Annotated in this window: 20 protein-coding genes; 7 read left to right on the forward strand and 13 right to left on the reverse strand. The window is 60.4% G+C overall.

Annotated elements, in window-relative coordinates:
• Nucleotides 1-298 precede the first annotated feature (298 nt).
• The 6 genes from apyS to apyO all read right to left on the reverse strand — a co-directional run bounded on the left by apyS (nt 299) and on the right by apyO (nt 7017).
• On the reverse strand, nt 299-1300 hold the full coding sequence (gene apyS, locus DVJ77_RS07005) for a RiPP biosynthesis methyltransferase ApyS (protein ID WP_114844789.1): 1002 nt from the start codon (nt 1298-1300) through the stop codon (nt 299-301).
• Nucleotides 1297-3276, reverse strand: a complete 1980-nt coding sequence (apyD, locus tag DVJ77_RS07010; protein WP_114844790.1) for a RiPP biosynthesis radical SAM protein ApyD — start codon at nt 3274-3276, stop codon at nt 1297-1299. Before apyD ends, apyS begins: the two co-directional genes overlap by 4 nt.
• Nucleotides 3277-3278: 2 nt before the next feature.
• Nucleotides 3279-4082, reverse strand: a complete 804-nt coding sequence (gene apyI / locus DVJ77_RS07015; RefSeq protein WP_114844791.1) for a RiPP maturation protein ApyI — start codon at nt 4080-4082, stop codon at nt 3279-3281.
• Nucleotides 4079-4930, reverse strand: a complete 852-nt coding sequence (gene apyH, locus DVJ77_RS07020; RefSeq protein ID WP_114844792.1) for a multinuclear non-heme iron-dependent oxidative enzyme ApyH — start codon at nt 4928-4930, stop codon at nt 4079-4081. Before apyH ends, apyI begins: the two co-directional genes overlap by 4 nt.
• 260 nt (nt 4931-5190) lie before the next feature.
• On the reverse strand, nt 5191-5454 hold the full coding sequence (gene apyA, locus DVJ77_RS21430) for an aminopyruvatide family RiPP (protein WP_225427877.1): 264 nt from the start codon (nt 5452-5454) through the stop codon (nt 5191-5193).
• A 126-nt stretch (nt 5455-5580) separates the two neighbouring features.
• Nucleotides 5581-7017 carry a RiPP biosynthesis cytochrome P450 ApyO gene (apyO, locus tag DVJ77_RS07030; RefSeq protein ID WP_114844793.1) on the reverse strand — a complete coding sequence of 479 codons (1437 nt, stop codon included), beginning with the start codon at nt 7015-7017 and terminating at the stop codon, nt 5581-5583.
• 314 nt (nt 7018-7331) lie between these two features.
• Between apyO and DVJ77_RS07035 the strand changes: the two genes are divergently transcribed.
• Nucleotides 7332-8216: an EamA family transporter gene (locus DVJ77_RS07035; protein ID WP_114844794.1), complete on the forward strand. Its 885-nt coding sequence runs from the start codon at nt 7332-7334 to the stop codon at nt 8214-8216.
• 160 nt (nt 8217-8376) lie between these two features.
• On the opposite strand, the gene DVJ77_RS07040 is transcribed toward DVJ77_RS07035, so the two are convergent.
• Together DVJ77_RS07040 and DVJ77_RS21060 are read right to left on the reverse strand one after the other, a co-directional pair.
• Nucleotides 8377-9789 carry an FUSC family protein gene (locus tag DVJ77_RS07040; protein WP_114844795.1) on the reverse strand — a complete coding sequence of 471 codons (1413 nt, stop codon included), beginning with the start codon at nt 9787-9789 and terminating at the stop codon, nt 8377-8379.
• A gap of 38 nt (nt 9790-9827) precedes the next feature.
• Complete coding sequence (locus DVJ77_RS21060) at nt 9828-10121, reverse strand: hypothetical protein (RefSeq protein WP_162791399.1); 294 nt, start codon at nt 10119-10121, stop codon at nt 9828-9830.
• On the opposite strand from DVJ77_RS21060, the gene DVJ77_RS07050 reads away from it, so the two are divergent.
• The gene (locus tag DVJ77_RS07050) at nt 10096-11271 is read left to right on the forward strand and encodes a glycoside hydrolase family 27 protein (RefSeq protein ID WP_225427878.1); all 1176 of its coding nucleotides are present in this window, start codon (nt 10096-10098) and stop codon (nt 11269-11271) included. The genes DVJ77_RS21060 and DVJ77_RS07050 overlap by 26 nt on opposite strands.
• A 72-nt stretch (nt 11272-11343) precedes the next feature.
• Nucleotides 11344-12543 carry a glycoside hydrolase family 27 protein gene (locus DVJ77_RS07055; protein WP_225427879.1) on the forward strand — a complete coding sequence of 400 codons (1200 nt, stop codon included), beginning with the start codon at nt 11344-11346 and terminating at the stop codon, nt 12541-12543.
• Between the two features lie 32 nt (nt 12544-12575).
• Here DVJ77_RS07055 and DVJ77_RS07060 read toward each other — a convergent pair whose 3' ends face one another.
• Both DVJ77_RS07060 and DVJ77_RS07065 read right to left on the reverse strand, forming a co-directional pair.
• A complete protein-coding gene (locus tag DVJ77_RS07060) occupies nt 12576-14603 on the reverse strand; it encodes an MGH1-like glycoside hydrolase domain-containing protein (protein WP_114844798.1) in 2028 nt (675 codons plus the stop codon).
• 166 nt (nt 14604-14769) lie between these two features.
• Nucleotides 14770-17304: a TonB-dependent receptor gene (locus DVJ77_RS07065; protein ID WP_114844799.1), complete on the reverse strand. Its 2535-nt coding sequence runs from the start codon at nt 17302-17304 to the stop codon at nt 14770-14772.
• Nucleotides 17305-17883: 579 nt separating this feature from the next.
• Between DVJ77_RS07065 and DVJ77_RS07070 the strand changes: the two genes are divergently transcribed.
• Complete coding sequence (locus tag DVJ77_RS07070) at nt 17884-18618, forward strand: FadR/GntR family transcriptional regulator (RefSeq protein WP_114844800.1); 735 nt, start codon at nt 17884-17886, stop codon at nt 18616-18618.
• A 13-nt stretch (nt 18619-18631) separates the two neighbouring features.
• On the opposite strand, the gene DVJ77_RS07075 is transcribed toward DVJ77_RS07070, so the two are convergent.
• Entirely contained in the window at nt 18632-19969 is a 1338-nt protein-coding gene (locus DVJ77_RS07075; protein ID WP_114844801.1) for an aminotransferase class III-fold pyridoxal phosphate-dependent enzyme, read from the reverse strand.
• Nucleotides 19962-20984 (reverse strand): phosphotransferase, encoded by a 1023-nt coding sequence (locus tag DVJ77_RS07080; protein ID WP_114844802.1) that lies wholly within the window; start codon nt 20982-20984, stop codon nt 19962-19964. Before DVJ77_RS07080 ends, DVJ77_RS07075 begins: the two co-directional genes overlap by 8 nt.
• Nucleotides 20985-21065: 81 nt before the next feature.
• Here DVJ77_RS07080 and DVJ77_RS07085 point away from each other — a divergent pair, with 81 nt between their 5' ends.
• Nucleotides 21066-23198 carry a beta-galactosidase gene (locus tag DVJ77_RS07085; RefSeq protein ID WP_114844803.1) on the forward strand — a complete coding sequence of 711 codons (2133 nt, stop codon included), beginning with the start codon at nt 21066-21068 and terminating at the stop codon, nt 23196-23198.
• Between the two features lie 193 nt (nt 23199-23391).
• Here the strand turns inward: DVJ77_RS07085 and DVJ77_RS07090 are convergent, their stop codons facing one another.
• A complete protein-coding gene (locus DVJ77_RS07090) occupies nt 23392-23982 on the reverse strand; it encodes a hypothetical protein (protein ID WP_162791400.1) in 591 nt (196 codons plus the stop codon).
• 205 nt (nt 23983-24187) lie between these two features.
• On the opposite strand from DVJ77_RS07090, the gene pdxR reads away from it, so the two are divergent.
• Entirely contained in the window at nt 24188-25699 is a 1512-nt protein-coding gene (gene pdxR / locus DVJ77_RS07095) for a MocR-like pyridoxine biosynthesis transcription factor PdxR (protein ID WP_114844805.1), read from the forward strand.
• A 605-nt stretch (nt 25700-26304) separates the two neighbouring features.
• Entirely contained in the window at nt 26305-26607 is a 303-nt protein-coding gene (locus DVJ77_RS21065) for a GNAT family N-acetyltransferase (RefSeq protein WP_225427880.1), read from the forward strand.
• The last annotated feature ends 184 nt before the right edge of the window (nt 26608-26791 follow it).

Below are 26791 nucleotides of genomic sequence, written 5' to 3' on the forward strand. Positions count from 1 at the left end.
TGGCGTGGTACACCGCTTTATGTCTTATGTGAATTCAAGGCGTATCGGATCGACCTTTGTTGTGCCTGTCGCGGCGGCAGGTATCCACCTCGGCGCTTGGGGTGGGTTGGGGTGAGCAAAGCGAACCCCAACATGCCACGGTCGGGCATCGTATTGGGTGCTACGTTGGGGTTCGCTCACGCTCACCCCAACCTACCGCTCACCCCAACGGCATGGTCCAGCATTCAGTTCGAACGGGCGGACGGCGTGGTGGTCGAATGCCGTTAGCGGGTGCGGGCTTTGTTGCTTTTTCGTGACGCTACGCAGGCGCCTTCAGCAACAGCAAATGGAGGAATCGCGTCGTGCGTTTGTCTTCGATGCAATGAATCAGCTTTGCTCCGGCGGCGCGATACATGGCACGCCAGGCGCGTTGATTGGGCGGCGGTACGCCTTGTCCTGAAATGGCCTGTACGTAATCGTGCAATAGGGTTTCGCGGCCGGCATCGCGGTAGCCATGGCCAAGGCGCCCGTAGTAATCGATGATTAGCAGAAGGCGCTGCGGAAATTGCCGGCGCATATGGCTCAGCCACGCTTCCGCTGCGGAGCTGCCCTTCGCAAACAGCTCATTCACGAGATCGCCGGCAACGATGGCCTCGACCTGCGACGATGCCTGCACCGATAGCGTGCGCAACGGGTCTCGGCCATCGCCACGCATAATGCGTACGCGTGGTAAAACGCCGGTCTCGCGCAGTCTGGCGCGAGCCATCCGGCACATGGCTGGGTTTGCGTCGATGCCCCAGCCGCGAAACTCCGGGTCGTTCAGTGCCATATGCCGCAGCAGCGTGGCGGGACCACAGCCAAGGTCAAGCACGGCATGTATGCCGAGCTGGTGGAGCAAGGCTGCGGGGGCCAATTCAGGACCCGAGGGCGGATGCAGGAAGGCGCGAGCATGCCGGATGCGATCGACCGCGTCGCCTGAGCGGCGTGGTTGACGCAGTAGCGACGGCAAGGCGATGGCGTTACCCAGGAAAGCACCCGCATAGAGGTCCAATACGAATCGTGCGGATGCATCGTAGGACGCGGTGACGATATAGCGTCGTCCGCGCTTGGCAAGCAGGTCGGTGCGGGCGACGGCGAATTCGAGCACGTTACCGAGCAAGGTCGAGTCCAGGCCAAATTCGGTCGCGAGGTCTTCGGTGCTGCGCGGCTTGGCCAGTGCTGCGAGAACGCCAAGATCGTGCAGAGTCGTCAGCGCATGGCTTAGCTGAAGGCCTTCGACAAGATCAAAAGCCGTCCAGGGTGGCGCCGATGCTGCACTCAAGCCAAGATGCTCAGCGGGTGTGGTGGCTCGACCAAGATCCCCGTCTCCACCAGCTCGCGGAAGAAGTTCGGATCCATGGGGGTACCGCCGGCGATGGCGCGGATCATCTCCGACACACTGTCGCAGCGTTGCGGTTGATTGAACAAACCGAGGATGACCCCGATGCCATTGTCGACGCGATAGCTGGCTGGCTTGGCCTGGCCAAAGTGCAGCACATAGGTGAAGCGTTCTTCGTCATCGTCGCCTTCAAGTATGTCGGCGCTGTCAGTGCAGTTTCGAATGCGGGAAAGCCAGTTTTCGCAGTCATGCAGATCGGGCAGGATTCTTACCCGCTCACTAAGCACGAAGGTTTGTTGCGGGCTGAACGTCGGTGCGGACACCGCCGGCGTATCGTGACCGGGCACCGTGCTCATGTCATGCAAGGCAAGGCCAAGGCGGAACACCGAAGTGAGATAGTGGTGGGGCCCGAATCGTTCGGCGATGAAGTCGGCCAATAGCGTTCCATCGGGCCGCCTCGCCGGGCTCAGGCGAGGGGTTTTGCGCGCCGCGAATGCGCGGAACGCAGCGACGAACGAACTCAGCCGTCCCTCGAACCGGCGCAGGGTATAGCCGACCACCGTTGCGCCCACCCGGCGTAGAAGCTCGACGGTTAGCACAGCGAACGTATGATCTTCGCGTGGCAGCACGGCGGGATAGTGGAAATATGTCTGGAAGATATCAGGCGTTCCGGTGACCAGGTCGCGATCTTGCGCAGTCAACAGATAGGTGTTGTATGGACTGGAATACCCGTCATAGCGAATTTCCGCGGAGTGCTCGGCGTACATGGGCGTGCCGGGCTCCGGTTGAAGAATGTGTAGCTGAGTGAGGCAGTTGGGTGTGAAGCAGCGTCCGATCATGTCCAGGGTGTCGTCCTGATCGGCACGATGCTCTTCGGGATAGCCGGTAATGAATGAGGCGGTGGTTTCAATGCCGAGTTGCGCGGCAATCGCCAGCGTGGGCTCAACGAGATCGAGGTCGAGCTTCTTCATGGTGATCTGCTGCATACGCTTGGAGCCGGTTTCGATCCCGAAATACAGGCCGATGCAGCCGGCCTCGGCCATCTTTTCAAGAAGCATCGGGTTAACGCAATCGACTCTTGCCGACACCCGCCAACGAAAGCCTCGCCCTTTTACCGCCTCGCAGAACTCCATCACCTTGCGCTTGTTGACCGTGAACATATCGTGGTCGAGCTTGAATTCGCTGTATCCGTAGCGCTCGCGCAGTTGCTCCAGCTCAAAGACAAGCCGCTCGGCGGATTTCAGCCGAAAGCTGCGTTGAAAAAAACCGGCGGTAGAGCAGAACGTGCACATGAATGGGCAGCCGCGACCCGCCTCGATCCTGAGCAAGTCCAGCCCCAGCTCGGCAATCGGATAATGATCGTAGGACAGCAACGGCAGGCGATCGAGATCTTCCACCTTCGGCTTTCCGGGCGTCATCTGGAACTCGCCACGACGGTCGCGCCAACTCAGGCCGGGCACCGAGATGAAATGCCGCTCGGGCAAAGCGCGAAGCACCGCTGGGAAGATCTCGTCGGCTTCGTGCCGCACAATCAGATCGAACTGGGGAAAGCGCTCCAAAATAAGCCGATCGAGCATCGTCGCATGCGGCCCTCCCAGCATGATCGGCAACTCCGGCTCTTGCTGGCGCAGCAGTGCCGCCACGTTGATCGCGAAAAGAAAGCTGCAGCCCAGTGACGTAAATCCCACTGCCTCTGGGCGCTGGCTCAGAATCGCCGCTGCGGCCCGTTCGTAAAGCGTGTCGTCGTAGCGCAGCGTGCCGCAACGCAGTAGCCATTTGGGATCGTAAATGCGCACCGAATGGCCATGCGCCTCGGCTGCCGCCGCCAGGGCCAGCAGGCCCAAATGCGGATGCACGTCCAGCAGGCTAAGGTCGCCCTCTTCCGGCATGACGAGGTTATCAACCAGGGTGAGCTGCATAATCAATGCCGCCTGATTCGATCGGGTAGGATAACGATGCCGAGTTTTGAAAATGCGCGTAATCCGCGGGAGACCGCGTTGCGTGCGTCGCGCCCGCCACCAAGGCATTGCGTCAGCGCGGATACCGAGCGTTGACCATCCAGCATAGACAGCAGGTAGAAACCAAGCTCATCCAGCGTCAACACGGCTGCCTGGTCACTCTCGGGCGCGCGCCAGAAACATAGGTGTTGCGGTTGCAGTGGTACGCGGCTCAGGTCGGGGGCGCTCGTATACAACATATCGGCGAGCGCGCGAGGGTCCGATTGCAGTTCGTGCAGCAGCACGGTGCCGCGCAGCCGTGGACAGGCCGTCACCGAGTTATCGACCGCTTCAGGCGTTTGTTCAAGCCATGGTCCCAGCCGGGCGATGGCATCTTCGTAGCGAATCACGTCCCATAGAAGTAGTTGCTCGCGTTTAGCCGGATCGATCCAGTCTGCGAGAAAGTCCAGAAGATCACCGGCCCTGGCCGCTGCGGAAGTGGCATACCGCAATTGTCGTTTTGAGCGGAACATCGCGTAGTCAGCAAACATGTCGATCTCGATCGACGCGATGCTCATCAGGCGGAAGCTCAGCGGCATTTGCTCCCGCAGTGGGTTATGCCTCACCTTGACGGTTAATCCGGCAAATTTTCGAAGCGCCGCCAGATCAAGTCCAGAAGGATCGACGCCGAGCTGACTTAGCAGTCCCGGCTGCCGGTCCCATTGCTCCAGCAACTGCGGTTGTTCGACCCCGGCAGCAAGCACGGCGTGCAAACGGTGCAGGTTCATGCTGCCTCAAGCAGCGTGCGAACGCGTTGAAGATGCTGGTGCAGTATCGGCTGCGGAAACGTAGCCGACCAGTTGTACTCGACGGTCAGTGCCTGCGGGCGAACCTTTGCCAAGACTTGTTCCAGCAGCTCAAACACGATCGGTGGCGCGGGCGCGGCATGATCGTCCCAGGCGATACCGGACTGCTGGCTGACCCCGGACATGTGGATCTCGACGACGCGATGTAGCGGGATCTTGTGGATTTCGTCGCGAGGATTGACGCCGGTATTGATGCACGTAATCAGGAAATGACTGAGGTCCAGCAGCAAGTTGGCATCGCATTGGGCCATCACCGCGGCAATGAACTCGGACATCGGCATCGTGCTGCCTGGAATAGCAAAGTACTGCGGCGAATTTTCCAGTAGCAGCGGAGTGCTGCCCAGGTAAGTTCTAGCCACCGCCAGGTTACGCACGACTTGATCCACGGCAGCCTCGCTAAGCTGGGGACACATGGTGTAAGTCAGCGATGTAGGCGCGGCATCTTTGTCGCCGCGATCAAGCGGCTCGGCGGAAACAAAAGCCAGGTGCTCACCTATCCAAGGTGTGCGCATATGCTCGGCGGCCTGCGCGATAGCCTGCAATGTCGCAGGTGTAGGTGATACCGTGCCCGCCACCGAGACGCTGGCGCAATGCAGAATCATCGGGATGAGCTTTTGCATCGACGCCACTTCGGGGGTATGCCGCAACTGCTCGAAAGGTACTTCGATATAGTCGAGACCTTCGGGGTGATTTTCCAAATAGGTCAAGGCACTCGGCCCATAGGCCAGGCCCAATTGGGTTTTCGCGCTATCGGGCTCGAAGTATTTCACTCAAGTACCCATCGGTAGTGACATCGGGGTCGCCTTGTGCCTGAAAAGCAAGACACGACAATTACCTGCTGAAACCAGAGCAGGCAATGCAGTGAAACGCTCGTTGATTAGTCGGTACTCATCGCGATAATCGCGATGAGGTATGCAATAGCCTTGGCTAATCAGCAGCGGGACGCCTTTTCGCGTCCGAGTACGATTTATTCGCGTTATCGGGCACTCGGCCAGGTCATGGCCCGGCCGAGTGCCAGGGCGAGTCTGTTTCAGTCGTACAGCCAGCCGCTGCCAAGCTTGCCACTGACCAGGTCGACCCTGTTCAGGGTGACCTTTAGCGAGCCCTTCTGAATACAGCGATGAATGGCTGCGATTTTCTTCTCGTCCAAAGGCATGGACAAGGTCAATTTTGGGATGGGTCCAGAGATGTTGATCTTTGCGGCTTTAACCGGAACCTTCTTGACGGCGGCTTTCCGGACAGCGGCCTTCTTAACAGCAGTCTTCTTGGTACTCGATTTGCGAGTCGTTGCCATATCCCATCTCCTCAGTGCTGCATGTGGGGGCCATTATGTGGCCCGGCAAATACACTGTAGACGTGCTCGTCGAATTACGAGTGGAGGCTTATACCTAACTGAACATTACATAATAGTTTATGGATGTCAAATCCATTCATTCGATAGTGCGATGATTTCCGCAATGCCCCCGGATAATCGACCGCCCACGACATAATCATCAAGACGGGTAGTGTCGGTGTCATTAACTCGCACCAGCGGGTCTTGTGTCGGGGTCAGCATGATGCGGACGCACCAATCTACTTCCGCATCGCCGTCGAGCACCATATCGCCCTGGCGAATCAGCGCTGCCAATGTGCTGTGTATCAAACGCCACGCCAACACGCGGCCAATGCAGCCGTGGCCGCCGGCGCCGAAAGGAAAGTACTCATACGGCGATGGGCTGAGGCCGTGCCAGCGCGACGGACTGAATCGATCCGGGTGTGAAAAGCGCAGCGGATCGCGATGCGACAGAAACGGAGAAAGGAGCACCTCGCAGCCTGCCGGCAACCGATGGGTCCCCAGTTTCACGGGCTGATGGGTGACGCGAACCATGAGCGCATTGGGCGTAAGCACACGCAGTGATTCTTTGAGTACGGCGTCGAGCAACGGCGCTGCCGCAGGTTCAAGTTCATTTCCACCATGGCCCGTGCTGTCCAATGCATGCGACTCGGCACGTAGTCGCATGCGCAAATCAGGTAGCTGGCTAAGCGCGAGCAAGGTCCAGAACAAGGCGATGGCAATGGGCTCGTTGCAGGAAATGAACAGGATATTGGCGTGTGCGACGAAGGCGTCTTCATCCAGCGCGTCGTCGGTCGCCAAGGGTGCCAGCGCGCCAAAGCCATCGCAGCTCCCGCCTGCGCGCACGGCGCGTCGATACGCGCGCAGATCGGCATCGACTTCCAGGCCGATGCGAATCAGCATGGCGCGCGCAGCCGAATCGATGGTCATGCCTGGGGCCGCTGCCGCGCGGCGCTGCTGGAAATAAGTCATCAAGCGGCCTGGCGCCAGCGTGGCTGCCATCGCATCACCAAACAGCAGTTGCGATGATGCTTGCAAGGTCAATTCGCGCATATGGGCCAGCAGGCCGCCGTTGCCTTGATTTCGCAGTTGTCGGTAGACACGGCTGGCCGCTCGCTCGGCAGCGTCCCGTGTCGCACTGACAGGAGCGCTCGACAGCACCCGCGACAGCAGTTGCTTATGGCGCCTGTGTTCTTCGCCACGCATGCTGTGCAGCCCGGCATTGAGGTTTCTCAAGGCCGGCGGCAGCTCCAGCCTGATGGCTGCGGAGACCGGTAATACAAAGCGCTCGATATCGGCCAGAACCGCTTGCTGATAGGTCGCTCCGAACACGGCAATCACGCCGGTACAGTCGGGCGATTGTGAAAGCAGGGGTCCAGGGGTATCCAGCGCATAGATATCGCCGAGTCGTTGCCGCCACGTTTGCAGATAAGCCATCGGCTCGGCACTGATGGCTTGTGGGTCCAGCGCCACTGGAATAGGGCGATCGAGTAAATCGGGGCGTGTCGAGTCGCGCGCTTTCATTTCGCGCGGTCCATGGACCTGGGCACGTCAGGACTCCAGACGGCATCCTTCGTTTCCATCTCCACTGATCTCCCGGCAACGCCACCGATCGGCTTAACCCGATCATAGCCTTGCTTGATAATGCCCTAGGTGAAGGCACCGTTAGGGTTGCCCAAAGAGGTGGAGTCCAGACATCCATTCATCATTCCGCGGGTCGAGCCAATCACTGCTGTCAGCCGCTGTCAGCAGTGGCGGCGGCGAGGCGGTTTGCATAGTGGGTTTCCTTTGGGGCTGCGGGCATCATGGGTGAACTGTTTTCCCTCATGGCTGTACTCATGTCACCACGCTCCACCGCCGCTCCGGTCGCGTTCGCGATCGGCGTGCTGTTAATCAGCATGGTCTCGTACCAATGTGGCGCATCGCTGGCCAAACACCTGTTTCCGCAGGTCGGCGCCCAGGGTGCTACCGCCTATCGGCTGGGGCTCAGCGCGTTGATCTTGTTGTTGTGGCGGCGGCCGTGGCGCAGGTCGGGCGCTCAGCGCGACTGGCGCGCGCTATGGGGCTATGGCCTCTCGATAGGTGCGATGAACCTGGTGTTCTATATGTCGCTGCGCACGATTCCTCTGGGCATCGCGGTCGCGTTGGAATTCACCGGGCCGCTGGTGCTAGCGCTGTTTGGTTCACGCCGGCTTCTCGACTTCGTCTGGATTGCGCTGGTGGTTGCCGGGCTGGCCTTGCTGCTGCCGCTACGCGGGCAGATGCAGGCGCTGGACCCGGTGGGTGTGATGTATGCGCTGGCCGCCGGCGTGGGCTGGGCGTTGTACATCGTGCTGGGGAAGAAGGCGGGAGCGGCCTACGGCGCCGACGCGGTGACGCTGGGTACTTCGATCGGTGCCTTGTTGGTGATCCCGTTCGGTGTCGCTCATGCCGGCGGCGCGCTGTTGTCGCCGGCGCTGCTGCCTTATGCGCTGGGCGTGGCGGTGCTCAGCTCGGCTCTGCCGTATTCGTTGGAGATGGTCGCGCTGACTCTGCTGCCGGCGCGCACGTTCGGCACGCTATTGAGCCTGGAGCCGGCCATCGCGGCGGTGGCCGGTATGGCGTTGCTGGACGAACGGCTCAGCCTGCTGCAGTGGCTGGCTATCGTGGCGATCATCGTGGCGGCTGCCGGTACCGCACTGAGCATACGGCGGCCTACGCTGACCGAGCCATTGGTGAACTGATAGCCGCTAACAAAGCAATGCCGCCAGCTCCCACCTTCTGCGACCTTGGGCTACTACGCCAGTGACATCGAGTCGTTGGCCTCAAGAAACAAAATGAAGATGCCGATGGGGCGCCGATGAGTCGCCGCGATAGATCAAGCGTGACTCCATGGTCGCCAGGTTATTCGGCCATCGAACGATGCAAGTTTTGTAAGGCTGGCAAGATCTCCTGGGGCTCACGCATCGACTTGCGTGCGGCTCCGACCGCTCGGCGCACGTTGCCTGGCATTTCGTCTTTGCCGATCAGTGCGATCGCGGGATCCCTGCACGCTATCAGCGCATCCACCCAATCGGCCGGCTGCATGCTCTGGAAGCGCCGGGTGACGAGGCGGCTTGCGCGAAATGCGGGATGCATTTGTTCCACGCTGGCGATTGCTGCGACGAAGTCATCGGATGTTCGCATGGGAGTCGCGGGGTCGAGAGCTTCGGAGAGGGCGGCCAATGCATCCGCCAGGCGTCGTCGCAGCGCCGAGGTCGATCGCACCGGCAGCACAAACCAGGCGGAGGCAACGCCGATGATCGCGCCGATGACGATTTCACCGAGGCGAGGCCACAGCATGTGCAATGCCGGCGAGCCGGCGAAGCCCTGCAACATGGCAAGCGCGATGGTGACGAACAGCGCCCACCACGCGTAACTCAGCGGCCGCAGCCATATCCCGAGAAAAATCATGACGAGGATCAGTACGGCGGTCGTCATGTCGTGAGACCCGACGTACATGCTGAGCGACAAGGCGGCGAGGGTTCCGGCCGCCGCGCCCAGCACGCGCAGCACGCTCTTGTAGGCGACGTCGAGCCGGCCACGATTGCCGCTGTTGACGATGAAAGCGGTAAGGACGATCCATGCCCAGTGTTCGGCGAAGAAGGTGTAGCCGATCACGAAAGATGCCGCGAGCGCGGTGGCCATCTGAATGGCCATCCGAGTGGAGGCCGTCGGCTGCAACGAGCTACTACGTGCTGGCGCGGGCGCTGAGTGCTTCGGTACCGGTGCCGGTGCGAGAAAGCGCGCCCGGCGGGCGAGCGCATGCAATGCGCCTACCCACAGCAAGGCAAGCAAGGCGACGACCACAGGCATCAATGCTGCTGGAATAGGGGTGACTCGCGTCGTCGGGATATACGGTGTGCTGAGCAGCACAACGAAGGGTAGTGCGATAAGCGAACCGGCGCGGCTTGCCATGGGCCCGAACCGACGCAGCCAGATCGAGACGAACATGCCCGTGGTGAAGACGAGTGCGCCGATCCAGGGAGCGAATTGCAACAGGGTGCCGACACCGACTGCGATGAGGCCGACGACTGGAAGTACGATGGCTGCCTCGATCCTGCCTTGGCGGTGGCGATCGAGCTGACTGCGCGAAAGCGAGATACACAGCACCACCGCCAGTATCGCCGGACCTGGCTCGGGGTCGATCGCCAGGGCGCATAGCATGGTGGCGATGGCGGCGAGCATGGTCACCACGGCTTCGCGAAATGCGCGGAAGATGGCGGTGCTGCCGGTTGCCGCACCAGATGTGCGCTGCGCCGAGGCCAGAAGAGTCATGGATGGAAGTCGCCGAGGTTCGTGATGCGGTGTCGTCGTCAGGTGACGTCGGCCGGATGATACCGTTCTGCGGTGTCGATGCCTGTTACACCAGCCTCAAGCAGCAGGGTCAGGTTGTCCGTGTGCTGGCAACTTACGAAGGCGACATAGGTCCGGTCTTGCGGCGACCCGCCAGGTATAATGCTATTATCATACAAATAACGTAGGCTGCGGGAAGCTATCGCGACGCCAGGCAGTAGTTTGGCCGGGCCAGTACAGACCAGACGATTGAGGAACTCGATGAAACGGTTCGCCTTGGTTTTGTTGATGTTGGTGTTCGGCCTGCTATTCATGGCCTCGTTTGCAAGCGCGGAAGCCGCGCCCCCACGGCCGCCCCGGCAATCCAATGGTCTGGCTCTGACGCCACCGATGGGCTGGAACTCGTGGAATAAATTCGGCTGCGATATCAACGAGAGCGTCATCCGCGCGGCTGCGGACGCGATGGTCAGCTCGGGGATGAAGGGCGCCGGCTATCAATATGTGGTCATCGACGATTGCTGGCACGGCGAACGCGATCTCAACGGCGACATTCAGGCCGATCCGAAACGCTTTCCCTCGGGCATCAAGGCATTGGCCGATTACATCCACGGCAAGGGCCTGAAGTTCGGTATCTATTCCGACGCCGGCAAGAAGACCTGCGCGGGCCGTCCAGGCAGCCGCGGCTATGAGTACCAGGACGCCCGCCAATACGCCGCCTGGGGGGTCGACTATCTGAAATACGACTGGTGTTCGACCTACAGTCAGGACGCCAAATCGACTTACGAGACCATGAGCGATGCCCTGCGCGCTTCCGGGCGGCCGATCGTTTTCAGTCTCTGCGAATGGGGGCAGAACAAGCCTTGGTTATGGGGCGAGACGATCGGTAACTTGTGGCGCATGTCGGGCGACATCTACGACGGATGGGAGAGCCGCGAAGGCCGCGAAAATGGCATGACCAATATCTTGGACATGCAGCAAGGGCTGGAGGGCTATGCCGGTCCGGGCCACTGGAACGATCCTGACATGCTGGAGGTCGGTAACGGCGGCATGACCTTCGAGGAATACAAATCGCACTTCAGCCTGTGGGCGGTGCTGGCCGCGCCGCTGATGGCCGGCAATGACCTGGCGCGCATGAGCGAGGAAACCAAGTCGATCCTCACCAACAAGGAAATTATCGCTGTTGACCAGGATGCCCTGGGCGTTCAGGGCCACCGCATCGCCAAGAACGGCGACGATGAAGTCTGGGCCAAGCCGCTGCAGGGCGGTGGCCGCGCGATCGTACTGTTCAATCGCGGCAAGGAAACCCACAAGATCGGCGTGACTTGGGAGACGCTGGGCTATCCGGCAGCGCTGGGGCTGAGCGTGCGCGACCTGTGGAGCCACAAGAATCTGTCCAAGGCGAAGGGAAGTTTCGCCGCCGATGTGCCGCCGCACGGTGTGGTGATGATCCGCGTCGAGGCTTGATCTTTTCTTTGCGGTCGCCTGCTACACACCGCCGGGCGGCCTCACCCTACTCACTCATTGGAAGGACTCTCCGTGAAGCGGATCTTTGGTTGTCTGATCGGCCTTCTGGTTCTTGGATGCATGTATGCCGCTCCGGCTATCGCCGATAGCGCTCCGCCGCAGCCGCCCAGGCACGCCAACGGCCTCGCCCTGACGCCGCCGATGGGCTGGAACACCTGGAACAAATTCGGCTGCCAGATCAACGAGACGGTGATTCGCCAGGCCGTCGATGCCATGGTCAGCTCCGGCATGAAGGACGCCGGCTACGAGTACATCGTTATCGACGATTGCTGGCAGAGCGGGCGTGACGCCAAAGGGCAAATCGTCGCCGATCCCAAACGCTTCCCCTCCGGCATGAGCGCGCTTGGCGACTACATCCACTCCCAGGGTTTGAAGTTCGGCATCTACTCGGATGCGGGCAAGCTGACCTGCGGCAAGCGTCCGGGCAGCTTGGGGCATGAGTATCAGGATGCACGCACCTACGCGTCCTGGGGTGTCGATTATCTGAAATACGACTGGTGCTCGACGTATACCCAAGACGCCAAATCGACCTACGAAACCATGAGCGACGCGTTGCGCGCCTCCGGGCGGCCGATTGTCTTCAGCATCTGCGAATGGGGTCTGAACAAACCTTGGCTATGGGGCGAGACGATCGGCAATCTGTGGCGCACCACCGACGACATCTACGACCACTGGCAGGGCAAGCACGGCTTCGAGCATGGCGTGATGGACATCCTTGATCTGCAGGTCGGTCTGGAAGGCCGCGCCGGCCCCGGTCATTGGAACGACCCGGACATGCTGGAGGTCGGCAACGGCAAGATGACGCTGGAGGAATACAAGTCGCACTTCAGCCTGTGGGCGGTACTAGCGGCGCCCTTGATGGCCGGCAACGATCTCGCCGCCATGACGCCGGATATCAAAGCCATCCTGACCAACAAGGAAGTGATCGCCATCGATCAAGACCCGCTAGGCGTGGAGGCAAGTCGGGTGGCCAAGCAGGGCGACTACGAGGTCTGGGCCCGGCCACTGAAAGGTGGTGGTCGCGCTATCGTTCTGTTGAATCGCAGCAGTGCCAGTCACACGATCACGGCGACATGGAATGACTTGCACCTTCCCTCATCGTTGAGTCTGAAGGTGCGCGACTTGTGGGCTCATAAGGACTTGCCCGGAGCAAAAGGCAGTTTCTCCGCCGAGGTACCGTCGCATGGCGTGGTGATGGTTCGTCTGGATTGATCCATCACCTTGCCGCCTTGGTCGAACAGGTTTCAGTGCATGCGTATCTCACGGGTTCTTTTCTGCAATAACAGTAAGTAGCTGGCGGCCGACCAACTGAAATTGCGCGACTGATAACCCCGGCCCGTCAACGGATCGTAGTTTTCATAGAACGGGGCCTGCTGCGTCAGGCCCTCGGCATGGAGCACCAGGCGGCGAGCCATGTCGTCGGCCTGGTGCTCATAGCCGTAACGCCTTAGCGCCTCGACGCCGAAATAAGCCTGATCGAGCCATACCGGACCGCGCCAGTAGCCCTTGATCGGTGAGAGCCGCGGATCGTCGGCCGCAAGCGTCGGGAAGGGCATGACAGTGGCGAACTTCTTCGGGTCCAGCATCACCCGAACCACCGACTTGGCCTGAGCCGGACTCGCCACGCCGGCCCACAGCGGCGCCCAGCCTTCCGAGCCGAAAATACGCACGCGATCGTCTTGGCCCAGCTTGGCGTCGAAGAAGTAACCCAGCGTCTTGTCGAACATCCGCGCTTGAATAGGCGCCTTCATCGTCGCCGCTTCTTGCCGCCATTGGGCTTGCGCTTGGGTCTTGCCAAGAACGCCGGCGATCTCTGCCAGGTCGAGTTTCTCCTTATAGAGATAGGCGTTGAGATCGACAGACTCCTGATCCATGGACCAGGCGCCATCGCCATTGTCGAGCATCGTGACGTGGTCGAAGCGAACGGCGTTGTCCATGCCGCTTTCCCATGCTGCGGCGACCTTGGTTCCGTCGGTCGAACCGTACTCGGCCAGGCCGTTGCGATCGTGATCGCGTGCCTTGAACCACCAGCGGTGATAGCGCACCAGCTTGTCGTACATCTCGGCAAGAAAGGCCTGATCGCCGGTTGCCTGGTAGATCTTCAGCGCCGCCCACACGGCCAGCGGAGGTTTGCTGTCGCGCTCGTTATTGTTCGCTTTGTCCAGGTAGATGCAGTCGGGCACCATGCCGTCAGCGCCCTGGTAGTCGAACATGGCGCGCATCTGGTCGCGTGCCAGCTCGGGAGCAAAATGGGCCAGCGCTGCTGCGTGCTTCCAGGAATCCCAGGCCCAGAAGCCGTTGAAGTCCGGGTTGGAGTAAGAGGGAATCACACCGTCGTAATGCATGTCGCCGCGCGCTGCGCGCCAGTTGCCCAGCAAGGTCATCATGGCTTTTACGGAAACGCGCCGAGCGGTTTCATCGGGCAAGCCCGGCAGGTGGCTCGATGCGACGGACGTCAGGTAACCGGACCAGCGCGCTCGGTTCTGCGGCCACGCGATGGCGTCATCGACCGGCGCCGGTGTTTCGCTACGGCTGTCATAGACCAGGGTCTGCTCGACGAAAACCGTGGTGGTTTGCTGCGGTTCCAGGTGCAGGGGCTGGCCCAGCTCGATGCGGTAGTCGGTTCCCGTCAGAGCGATTCGATAGTCGGGCGCGCCGTCGACATGAAGTCGTGTGGTCAACTTCGAATACGAATGGGCGAAGGTTTGCGTCACCGCATCCCCGTCCTTGGCGAGTCCGTTCTGCTGAGATTGCATGACGCGCCCCGCCACGGACAGGTTCACGTCCTTGGGCTCTGTTGCCGTCAGCTCGATGCGCACCAGCGCGTGCCACGAGTCGGCAAAAAACAAAGTCTCGCGCACCGTCAGGCCCGGTCCGGCAAAACGACGCATCAGATAACCCGGCGCGGCATGGCCCTCGGCTGCGGTCAGGGCGATGTCTTGGTGGTGCGCGCTGTCCTTCAATATCAATTGCGCAAAGCGTGAGCCGACCCATTGGCCGTCGGCCAGGCTGTGTACGAACGGACCGGAAAAACCCGTGGAAGCGTCGGCAACGGGCGGCAGGCTGTAGCCGTGCCACGAGCCGGCATCGAAAAAGATGTTGAAGCTTCGATCCGTTGGCGTCTGCGCTGCGCCGTGCAGGTCGAGTAAGTCGAAATACAGCGCGTCACCGTCGCCCGGATCAGTCGCCGGCTCAGCGCCGACACTCCCTCCGGCAAGGGCCAGTGCGAGGGCGGCCGCGGCGATGAATGGAGTTTTGCTGGATCGGCGCATGAGATGACGTTCCTTGCTGCAGGCCGCTGTTGATGATGCCTTTGGCCCAATGTAGATGAGGCGGTAAGTTCAGGTCACGGAACCGCCTGCGATGTGCGTCGCGCCGACAGTGTCGGCTGGCGCGACGCACATCAACGAATGCAGGCGATCTGCGCGAGCACGATCTTTAGAACTTGTACTTGGCCTGGAAGTTGACCTCACGCCCCTCGATCGAGCGGGCGAGAATCACGCCGCCGCCGCTGGCAAAGCCGAACAATCGGGCGTTGCCTTCGGTAATGCCGATCTGGTTGGTCATATTGGTGCCGCGCAGGGTCAGCGCCCAATGCTCGCCGATGTTGGCGGCGGCACCGAAGCTCAAGGCGTAGTAGCTACCCAGCGGCTGCTGTTGCAACTGGTCGCCATAGCGGTCGCCCATATGCTCATAGGTGACCCAGAGCTTCATGTTGCCCCAGGCGGTCGGGATCACATAGGACGGGGTCAGGCGGTACTGCAGCTTCGGCTGGCGATCCAGGCGCATGCCGTTAATGCTGCTGCACAGGTTGCTGCCGTCCTGGCCGACGTAGGGCACGCAGCTAGCGTAGCCGGAGTAGTGGCCGTCCATATAGTTGCCGCTGAGCGCGACCGAGAAGTGCTCGAACGGGGTCACCGTCACCTGCGCATTGAGGCCCTTGGTGACCGAGCCGTAGACGAGGTTGACCTGTCCGCTGGCGAGCTGGATCGAATACGGCACGCCGTGGAACAGCCGGCGGTAGGCGCTGATGTCGGCGAAGATCCACGGAGACTGGTATTTGAAGCCGAGCTCCATATTGTGGATCTTCTCCACCGGCGGACTCTGCAGGTTCACCATATCGTCGAAACTGGGCAGAAACACGCCGTCGTTGATGCGTGCATAGAGGCTCATGTTCTTGCTCAGCGCGTAGTTCGCGCCCAGTGTCCAGGACGGCGCATTGCGCGAACCCGACACGTGGCGGAAGCTGTTGCTCAGGTACTCGGCGTTGTTGTTGTAGACGGTGTACGGGTTGTTGTCGAGGTCGCCCGAGGTGGTGTTCTGGAAACGCCCGCCGATGTCGTCGTGCTGGATGCGTGCGCCGCCGTCGAAGCGCCAGTTGCCGACGTTCCACTCGTCGGCCAGGAAGAATGCCGTGGTGGTGGCGTGCCAACTTTCGTTGAATGCCATCCACGACTGCGGCTGCGAGTTCCAGTACAGGCCTTGCTTGTCGGTGAGCGCGTAGTTGTTGGTGCCGTCGCTGAGATTGACCACGATCGGGTTCGGGTTGCTCTTGGCCTGCAGCAACTGGTTGGCGCCGTCGTTCTCGGAATGATGCTCGGAGAACACCGCCGTGTAATTGCCGAAGGTCAACGTGTTGCCCTCGAACAATTCCTTGCTGAGGTGGAACTCGTTGCTGACCGACTGGATTCGCTTGTGGATGTACTCGGGGTTCTGGATGGTGACGTTCTCGTTGAGATTCGCCGCCTTGCCATTGGTATAGGTCGCAGTGGCCTGCAGATTCGACGGCAGGCCGAACGCAGTCGCCGAATCGGAGATGAAGCCGCCCAGCGTGGACGGGTTCGCGCCGGTACTGAAGAAGGCGCTGGTGTCCATGTTGCCGGCGACGAAGATGAACTTGTCCGAGAGCGCCCAGCCGTTGTCGAAGCTCAGGTCCAGGTTGGCGCCGAGTATATGCACGTCGCCGCCCTGACCATTGGCCATGTCGACATTGATGCCGCCTGGGCTGCAGCCGGCAGTAAAGCAGGGCGTAGTTTCGAAGAACTGACGGCGATCCGCGTTGCTGCCGAAAGTGCCGGTCAAGGGGCTGAAGCCAGGATAGGGCGAGAATTTGCCGGGCGCAGGATTGAGGATGGGCGTGTCGGTGACGAACTGGTTTTTGTCCTTCAAGTCACGCGCATAGAACATGATCGAGCCGTGCTCAAGATCATGGCTCAAGGTGGCGGTGAGCTGGCCACCCTTGTCGGCGGCGAACTGCGGATCGCGCACGCCGTCCGACTTGCGCCAGAAGCCGCCGATGCTGCCATACCAGCCGCTATTCTTGCCGCCGATGGGGAAACCGTAGAAGCCATCCAGGCGCACCATGCCCTCTGAGCCATAGGTCAGGCCGACGTCGCCCGAGGGCACACTGCTGCCTTCTCTGAGGATGAAGTTCGCGATCAGTCCCGGCTGGCCGTTGCCGTACAGAACCGAAGGGCCGCCTTGCAAGGCTTCGACGCGGTCGATGGTGTCGTCGAGGCGAAACATGGCGTCAGTGAAGTAATCCCACTTCGGGAACAGCGGCGAGCCGTTCATCTGCAAGGTGACGAACGGCGCGCCACTGTCCGAAGGAAAGCCGGCGACCTCGATGTTGGCGCCGGTCTGCCCGCCGGACGATTCCGGATAGACACCCGGCGATACTTTGAGAAGATCCGACACGCTGACGGGATTGAGTTCTTTGATCTGATCGCGTGTGGCTGTGGTGATCGAGTAACTGGCATCGATCCGCCGGATACCGCCGGCTGTCGAGTTGCCGGTGACGACGACCTGGTTGAGCGTCTGTACGGGTTGTGTCGCGGATGGCTTCTGCTTGCCTTGGTCAGCGGCTGGCGTGGTTTGGGCCGCCGTATCCTGCGCGTGGATGACACCGGACGTCAGCATGGCACCGATAGCCATAGCCAGGATCCGGCGCTTGAATTGCCTGCAATTGCTCATTTTGAAATCTCCTCCCCAAGACAAATAAATGATCCAATAAATGCTGTTTTCTTCTTTGTACTGGCCGCTGTCGCGGCGCCTGCATGGCGGCGAATTCCGTTCGATCTCCGACGTTGCCCCGCCTCTTATTCATCCCCATCGCACTGACCGCGGATATCGCGTCGGCGGGGCTGCATCGTAGCCCAGAATTTATATTTGTCCTACAATATTAATATACGTTTGAGAGGACGGAATAACGCACCCGATCGCGCGGCGTCGGTAACCTTTCACAAGGTGGCGATTCAGGCGGTACTTGCGCGCGGCCTGTCCAGTCTCGATTCGGGTGCATTCGCCTGAGCGTGCCAGGCGCATCCGTGGCGCGCGTCGATAGTGCTCAAGGAAGCCCTTGGAGCATGCGCGGCAGTACAGCGCATCGAGATTCGCCAAAGGCCTGGCAGTGTCCGCAGAGCCGTACAAACTTTACCTGATAGGTTTGTATGATAAATTCTAAAATCGCTGCGCTGCAGCATGCGGCAGCACTCAAACTAAAACGGCAGCACAATGCGGTGAGCGCACCTACCGCGGAGAGAAGGGTCAATCATGAAAGCTACGGATGCGCGCAGTTTGCACGGCCATGTAGTCCGCGAGTTGGGCAGGCGAATTGTTGTCGGTGATTTGCGTCCAGGGGACGTGTTGCCGCGCGAGGAGGTCTTGGCCGAAAGCATGGAAGTAAGTCGCACGGCGCTGCGCGAAGCGTTGAAGGTACTGTCCGCCAAGGGCCTGATTGAAGCGCGCCCGAAAACCGGCACTCGCGTTCGTCCCAAGGAATCCTGGAACCAACTAGATGCGGATGTCCTTTCATGGCGTTGCGCGTCGATGCCGACGGATGACTTCATCGAAAAGCTGGTGGAGATGCGGGAAATCATCGAGCCGGCAGCGGCTGCAGCGGCGTCGCGCCGACGCACGGCGGCTCAGCTATCGAAGATCGATCACGCTTACCGTCAAATGGAGGCCGCGCAAAATTCCGACGAATGGGCTGTGGCCGATCTCAGCTTTCACAATGCCGTGCTTCAAGCTACCGGCAACGAGTTGGTTATCTCGCTTTTTTCCGTGATCGAGAGTGCGCTTGGCATGTTTTTCGTGCTGTCGGCGCAAACAGCCGGCGATTTCAAATATTCGCTGCCGCACCATCTAAAGGTGCTTGAAGCGATTCGTCGCCAGCAGCCGGAAGTCGCGCGCAAGGCGATGCAAGGGATGATTGCCGACTCGCAGGCCAATCTGCACAAGAAGCGCAAGGGAAGCGCCAAAAAACTCCCCACACTTCGCTCTAAGTGAATCAGCGTCGCGGTCAGGATCCGTGCAGCACCTGATCGAGCTTGTCCAGAAATTCTTCGGCGTTGGCGCGGCTGAATACCATGGGCGGCTTGATCTTGAGGACGTTGTCGTCAGGCCCTTCCGTGGAGAGCAGAACATGCCGCGCCTTCATGGCTTCCACCACGGCCTTTGCTTTCTGTGGGTCGGGGGTGCGGCCTTGCATCAGCTCGACGCCGATGAATAGTCCGCGCCCCCGCACGTCGCCGATACCGTCGTATTGTTGCTGTAACTGGCGTAGCCCGGCGATCAAAAAGTCGCCGACGCGACGGGCGTTTTCCTGCAACTGCTCGTCGGCGATCACGTCCAGTACGGCCAGCGCGATGGCGCATGACACCGGATTGCCGGCAAAGGTATTGAAGTATTCCATGCCGCTGACAAAGCTGGCTGCGATTTCCGGCGTGGTCACTACCGCCCCCATGGGGTGGCCATTGCCGATGGGCTTTCCCATGGTAACGATATCGGGCACGACGCCCTGGCACTCAAACGCCCAGAAGTGTTCGCCGGCTCGGCCGAAACCGACTTGTACTTCATCGGCCAGACACACGCCTCCGGCTGCGCGCACTGCTGCGTAGGCCTCGGCAAGATAGCCTTCGGGCAACACGATCTGGCCCCCGCAGCCCAATAGCGATTCGCAATAGAACGCTGCTGTCGCGATGTGGCGCTGACGCAAGCTCGCCATCGCCGATGGCAACAATTGGCCATATAGGCGGCCGGCGTCGGGAGTATCGGGAAAAATCCCTCGATAAGTGTCGGGCATGGCCACCACGCCAATATGTGGGCGCTGCCCCGCTCCGCCTTTGCCGTTGAATTTGTAGGGGCTCAGCTCGATCATCGACGGCGAGTGGCCATGATAAGCGTGGTCCACAACGATCACGCCTTGTGCCTGGGTGTGTGCATGCGCCAGGCGAAGGGCGAGATCGTTCGCTTCGGTGCCCGAGTTGGTGAGAAACACCACCGACAGCGGTTCTGGCAATGTCGCGGTCAAGCGCAACGCGTACTCAACGATGTTGTCGTGAAGATAGCGGGTGTTGGTGTTGAGCTGCGCCATTTGCGCCTGCCCGGACCGGACCACGCGCGGATGGCAATGTCCGACATGGCAAACGTTGTTGACCATGTCCATATAAGCTTGACCGTGCTGGTCATACAGCCAGACGCCTTCACCGCGAACCATTTTGAGCGGCTGCTGGTAGGCCACGCTGAGGGTCGGATTCAAGAGCTGTTTGCGCAGTCGCAGAATCTCATCATTGCTCCGCTGCGGTATGGCGTCCGAGGTGGCGCCGAAAGCAGAGCGGGAGTCGGTGGGGTCAGTCATGGCGCGGTTCCAGAAAGGGGCCAACGATGGCATCGCGATCGATCTCGGCAAGCTGGCGTAATAACACCCGCACACCTTGCTGCGATACCAGAACAAACGGGTTATCCGGCTGCTCTCGATGTGCGCGCGTCGCCATCAGTACGCTATGACAAAGGCGCGCGAGGATGAATGTGGGCAACTGCTCAAGTTCGATACGCAGCAACGGGCAGTGCGCCAGATAACCGCGAATGATGGCGCGCGCGCAAGCCACGGGATCGGCCTCGTGCTGCATGGCGTAGGTGCATGCGATAGCCAGGTCGGCGAGACGGAAGCTGGTGCACATATCGCCGAAATCGATCACTGCGCGAACCCGCTGCTCGCCATGGCCGTCAGCGGCCACGATCACATTCAAATCGTTGGCATCGTTATGCAGCACCGTGATCGGGAGCTGCGCCCGCCATTGCGGCAATTGTGCGCAAAACGCGGTTACCTGCGCCTGCACGGTGGCGCGAAGGTCGGCATCGCCGATATGGGATATTTCGCCCAGCAGGGCCGGCAACCGCATGAGATTCCAATCGTGCCGGCGCTCGGCGGCGGGATGGTGAAAGTTCCGCAGCCCGCGCGTCAGCGTGCCGACAGCGCCGCCGAGACTCTCTTGCAATGCCTTGCGCTGCACTGACGACAATGCCCCGATAGCATCCGCATAGGTTGCGCCCGGTACAAAGCTCAGCATGCGTACTTGGCATGCCTGGCCGGCCATCGGCAACGTCAACAAATGTTCACCGTTCACCGCAAGCTGCACACGGGGCCATTGCAGTGCCGGCTCGCGCTCGGCAAGCGTCATCATGGCCTGGTTTTCAAGCTCCAGATCCATGCGCGTCCATGACGGGTGCGCCACCTTTAGAACATACTCGCCATGATCGGTGCGAATGCGGAAATTCTGATCGGCGTAGGATGGCAGCGCGCTGATGTCGCCATGGATGCGCCAGTGCGTTTGAGCCAGCACTAGCGCTGCATCTGGAGTCAATGCGCTCATTGATTGGGTCGCGTACCAAGATGGCAGGAGTTCTAAATAGTAGTATAAGTTGACATTTAAATTCAGCGAAAGGCGCAGCACATGTTTCGGCCCTTATTCATGGCGTTGATCGCCGTCGCCGTGATGACCACTGCCGCTGCCGCAAGTGCAGGCGATACCGGCGATCAACATCGGCTACCGGTTCAGGGCGCAACGTTGCTGCGGCAGCGCGAGCCGATGAGCTTCGGCGTGTTCTATTACCCGGAGCAATGGCCGCGCAACCAGTGGCAGCGCGACTTCAATGGCATAGCCCGGCTCGGCTTCGACTTCACCCATATGGCTGAATTCAGTTGGACCTATCTGGAGCCGGAAGAAGGCCGCTTCGATTTCGAATGGCTCGACCACGCCATCGATCTGGCCGACAAGGCGGGGCTGCGCGTCGTTCTCGGCACGCCTTCGGCGGCTCCGCCGAGCTGGATGGACGAACACTATCCAGAAGTTTATCGAGTGGATGAACACGGCCAACGCCACGAACACGGCATCCGTGCGGAAGTATCACTGGCCAATCCGAAATACCAGGCTTTCGTCACGCGGCTGGTAACAGCCATGGCCGAGCATTATGGCCATGACCGTCGCGTATGGGGTTGGCAGGTGGACAATGAGCCCGGCTCGTTTTCCGACTATAGCGATAGCGCTCGCGATGCATTCCAGCACTGGTTGCAGGATAAATACGGCAGCATCGACGCCATGAACACGGCATGGGGCGGCTCGTTCTGGAGCAGCCGCTACACGAGCCTCAAAGAAGTGCGGCTACCCAATGCGACACTCGCTGCCGAAGACAAACTGAGCCCGCATGCGCTGCTCGACTTCGCCCGGTTCCAGGCAGACACCACGGCACACTTTCTCGATGCGCAGGCGGCGATCATCAAGAAACTCGCAGGCCCCGCGCAATGGGTGACGACCAACTACACCAACGTCAGCACCGCCACCGATCCCCGACGCAGTCATGGTCTGGATTTCCCGACCTTCACGCTCTACCCCGTCGCCGGTGCGAATGTACTCGGCGGCGATAGCTATGCGATCGGCAAACCAGCCAACTTGATGGAGGCCGCCGCCTATTTCCGTTCCCTCACCGGTACGTTTGGCGTGATGGAGCTGCAACCGGGCCAGGTGAATTGGGGCGAGATCAACCCGCAACCGATGCCCGGCGCGATCAGCATGTGGATGTGGCACAGCTTCGCCTCGGGCGCCTCATTGCTCAGCACCTACCGCTATCGCCACCCACTGCGCGGCAGCGAGATGTACCACGAAGGCATCGTCGGCACCGATGGCGTGACGCTTTCTCGCAGCGGACGCGAATTTGTCGATACCTTGCGCGACATCAAGGCGCTCGCGGCGAAACTCGACCCGCACGCGCGGCTGCCCGCACGGCTAGCCGCGCGGTACACGGGCTATCTGTGGAGCCAGGATGTGTTCTGGGATCTGGAGATCCAGCCGCAAACCTCCCTATGGAAAAGCTGGGCCTATCGAAACACGTACACGCAGATAGTGAAGAGCACCGGTGCGCCCATGGATTTCGTCGCCGAAGGCGATGACTTCAGCCGCTATCCGTTCTTGATCGCGCCGGCTTATCAAATGGTAGGCGATGCGTTGGCGAAGAAATGGCGGCGTTATGTCGAGCAGGGCGGCCATTTGATCTTGACGAGCCGCACCGGCCAGAAGAACGCGTTGGGGCATTTCCACGAAGGGCCATGGTCGACGCCGATCCTCGACCTGATCGGCGCCGACGTCGATGGTTTCGACATGTTGCCGGAGAGTGCAAACGGGCAGGTGAGTGCAGGCGGCAAGACGCATGCCTGGCATCGCTGGGCCGACATTCTTACGCCCCGGCAAGGTACCGAGGTGCTCGCCACGTATGCCGATCATTACTACACCGGCAAGGCGGCCGCGATCACCCGCACGCTGGGCCGCGGCACGGTCACCATGATCGGCGTGTCGACCGACGACGGCGAACTGGAGCGCGAAGTCGTACGCGGTGTTTATCGACGCGCGGGCGTGGCGATTGAAGATCTACCGAAAGCTGTATTCACCGAGTGGCGAGGTGGATTAAATTTCATGGTGAACTACAACACCCAGCCATTTTCACCCGTGCTGCCACCAACGGCGACGATAGTGCACGGCCAAGTGCCATTGGCTCCGGCGCAGACGCTGATCTGGAAAGAGGCGACACCCTGATCGGTCAAGCGCGCTACGTCCAAAAATCGGACGAATCGCGCGCTGAGCGTCGGGCGATTGTTTTGTGCGACCGAGAGAGTCCATGCGGTTTAGCCCGAGAGAGGGCACTTACCGAAGTTTTGCGAGATTCCCCACGATCGGATTCTTGAAGGCGACCCTGCGGTGATCGTCCTCAAGAGGCGAAGGTCGATGCTTACTGTTTCAATCGGGTCAAGTTGGCGGTAAACGATCGTACCCATGTCGTCCCGCCATCATTCGAATACGACTCCTCGTATTGGTGCGAATCCGGCTTGATGTTGGACCACATGGCCTTCACCAGGATCGTCTTGTCATACACGCTATTGTCCTGGCCAATCAGCACGACTCGGCCATCCTTGAATTCACCGATATTGGACGACAGTGTTCCGACCTTGCTGTTGGCGAACGACTGAGTCCACTGGTGCGCGCTCGGGTTGTACAGGAAGAGCGTAAGGCCCTCCCAGTGGCCTTTCGGTCCGTCCGCTTCGATCTCCTCCAGTTCGGCCTTGCCATCCCATACCTTGCGCACGGTCACCGTTCCATTCAGTTCAACGGATGCCGAACTGCTCGCAAACGGATCAAGAATTCGCTTGATGTGGGTGTGCCACACGCCAATGTTGAAATCAAAATCGTGCTGTCCATCGCGCATCGCGCTGGGAGGAGCCGTCGACTGGGATGCTCCGACGCGGGGATAGGAAAGAGCGATGCCGGCGACGGCCCCGAGAACTAACGCCATCTGCGCCCAATGCTTCACTCGATGTTTCATTTGTTTCTCCAAAACATTAATCGGCTAACGGCTCACACATGCCTGCGGATGAGGCTGGCGCCGGCGAATAGCCGCGCGCCAAGGCCGGCAGAAAGCATCGATCTCATCGGATCTACCGCAGTTCTGTCAGCGCACTCTCCTAAGCTATGCTGGAAGTGGCCCAGACAAAAAGGGCCACTCTGCGAAAATATGGGTGGGTCACTTGATGGATCCGTTGTTTGAGATCGAGATTGAACGCCCTGTCGCAGGATCGCGGGATGCCGGCCGCTTTCTCTATCGTCAATTGAAGGACGCCATTCAAGACGGCCGCCTCACTGCCGGTACCCAACTGCCCGCGAGCCGCAAATCGGCTGCGTTCTTCGGCCTTTCGCGCAACTCCGTGGCCGAGGTCTATGACCGATTGTCGAATGAGGGCCTCGTCGTCGCCCGCCACGGCTCGGGCACCTATGTCGCCGATCTGCCCCCGGAACCCGCATCGTTACCTTCGCCAGCCAGCACGTACCGGCTAAATACCTTCTGGCTCCAGGAGGATGTGACAGCAGCGATGGGGTTCTGGCGCGACGACTCGCCGACCGTCTCTCGCGCCGAAGCGCCGATCGATTTCCGTCCCGCCTTGATCGATTCGCGCCTGTTCCCGTTCGACGTCTATCGCCGCGTCAGCGCCAAGCAGTTGCGAGGTCTTGAGAAAAAGCCCGCCGCATACAAAAGTCCGCAAGGCAATCAGGGTAATTTTCATTTGCGCGCGGCCATCACCAACCATATCGCGCTGACCCGCGCCGTTGCATGTCGTCCTGAGGATGTAGTGGTGACCGCGGGGGCGCAGCAGGCCTTCGACCTTTTGGCCCGCATCCTGGTGACGCCAGGCGAGACAGTGGTAGCGGTCGAGGATCCCGGCTATCCGCCGATGCGCGTCGCATTTGCCGCCGCCGGCGCCCGGATCGTGCCAGTGCCGGTAGACGAGGAGGGGCTGGTGGTGGATAGCCTGCCGCCAGGTGTCAGCGTGATCTGCGTCTGCCCATCGCATCAGTTTCCGTTAGGCGTCACCATGTCGAAGTGCCGCCGCACCGCCTTGGTCAATTTCGCCCGCCAGCATGGGGCCGTCATCGTCGAGGACGACTATGACGGCGAGTTCCGCTATGAAGGCAATCCGCTGCAATCGCTTCGTGCCGCCGATCCGGCCGATGTGGTTTTCTATGTGGGCACCTTCTCGAAATGCATGCTTCCGTCTTTGCGTCTCGGCTTTATGGTGGTGCCGGACTGGGCGCGGCGCACCTTGGTCGCGGCGAAAAACTGCCTCGATTGGCATTGCTCGACGCCGCTTCAGACCGGCGTCTGTGCATTCATCGCGGAGGGCCATCTCGCGCATCACGTCCGCAAGATGCGTCAGATCTATAGGCGGCGACGCCAGTTGCTGCTCGACTTGCTCAAGCGGGATTTCAGCGACTGGCTAGAGCCGATTCCCTCACTTTACGGCATGCACATCGCTGCCTGGGCTCGGCCCGGAGTTGATCTGGACGCCGCTGTTGATGCACTTGCGGCTCGCGCGGTGAAGATTCACACGCTCGAACGCTATCACTTGATGCAGTCGCCGCGCTCGGGACTTGTGTTCGGCTACGGTGCGGTTGATCTGCCCGAGATCGAGCGCGGCCTGGCCGCGCTGAAAGAGGTGCTTTCGCGGTCTAGGCTATGCACTGGTGCAGATATTTTCGAAGTCTGAGCTGTCGTTATTGGCCGAGAGTGGTGTGCATTTACCCACTATCGTCCGCTTCGTTGACCCATAATTTGGCCGACCATTGAGGACAAATTTACGTGGGTTGCTTAAGCCTTCCTTTCGTCCTGCCCCATAGTTGCCGTCTTAGTTGCTGAGACAGGGTAATGCTTTAGTCAAAAGTCACGGAGACGTCGCGGCTGAGAGTCAAGATGGCACAGCACGTGTAGTCGCCGGAGAATGCGCCCCCATCTGAGCACGACATACGATCAGCTATGACCACACCCTACGTCGACCCAAAGCTCGTTCTCGCATGGCAAGCAGCGCATTCCATCGCACGGGGCTCCCCGCCCCCTGTTCACGACCGCGGGGGCTTCCGAGTCGATACCCACTCGGAAAAGGAAGTGAGACGCTGGGTATTTCCACAGCTATGTGATGGGTTGCGCGCAATCGCACATGACATTACGGCTCCACGGCATTACATAAAGCTGTGCGGCTCTGACGAGGAGTTGCGAAGTGCACTGCCAGCTCGCTGGGAGGTTCAACCAGCGAACTATTTTATGACGGCGGCAGCGGCAACCCTCGATACAAAACCTTTGCCGAATGGGTACAGGATGGAGTTTCATCAAGCCGGGCCGGTCGCCCGAGCTTGCATCATCGCGCCGGATGGCGATCTGGCCGCAAGCGGATGCGCGGCAGAAACTGCAGATGTCTTCATTTATGATCGAATCGAAACTGCGCAGGATCACAGGCGGAAAGGATTGGGTGTCGCGGTGATGATCGCTCTTGGAGCGGCGAGAAAATCCCTCGTAAGTCCGCAGCTTCTGGTCGCGACAGAAGACGGCCGCAACCTTTATGCGAACCTTGGTTGGACGGTGCTCGCGCCGCTCGCTGCTGCAACAATTTCGGAAAGTTGAACCTATACGCGGACTGATCTTGCAGTCCGGCCGCGCTCACTTCCAGCAGGAGTCGTGTGCCCAACGCCAGCGCGCTGTTTAGGCCGTACCGGGGACCCAAGGGCGCAAAGACATTTTTTAATGAATCTGATCCCTTACCTCGGACCTCTTACCTCGCGCTCCGCGTGGAGACCGCCCCAACCCC

Source organism: Dyella tabacisoli, from assembly GCF_003350925.1.
GTDB lineage: Bacteria > Pseudomonadota > Gammaproteobacteria > Xanthomonadales > Rhodanobacteraceae > Dyella_C > Dyella_C tabacisoli.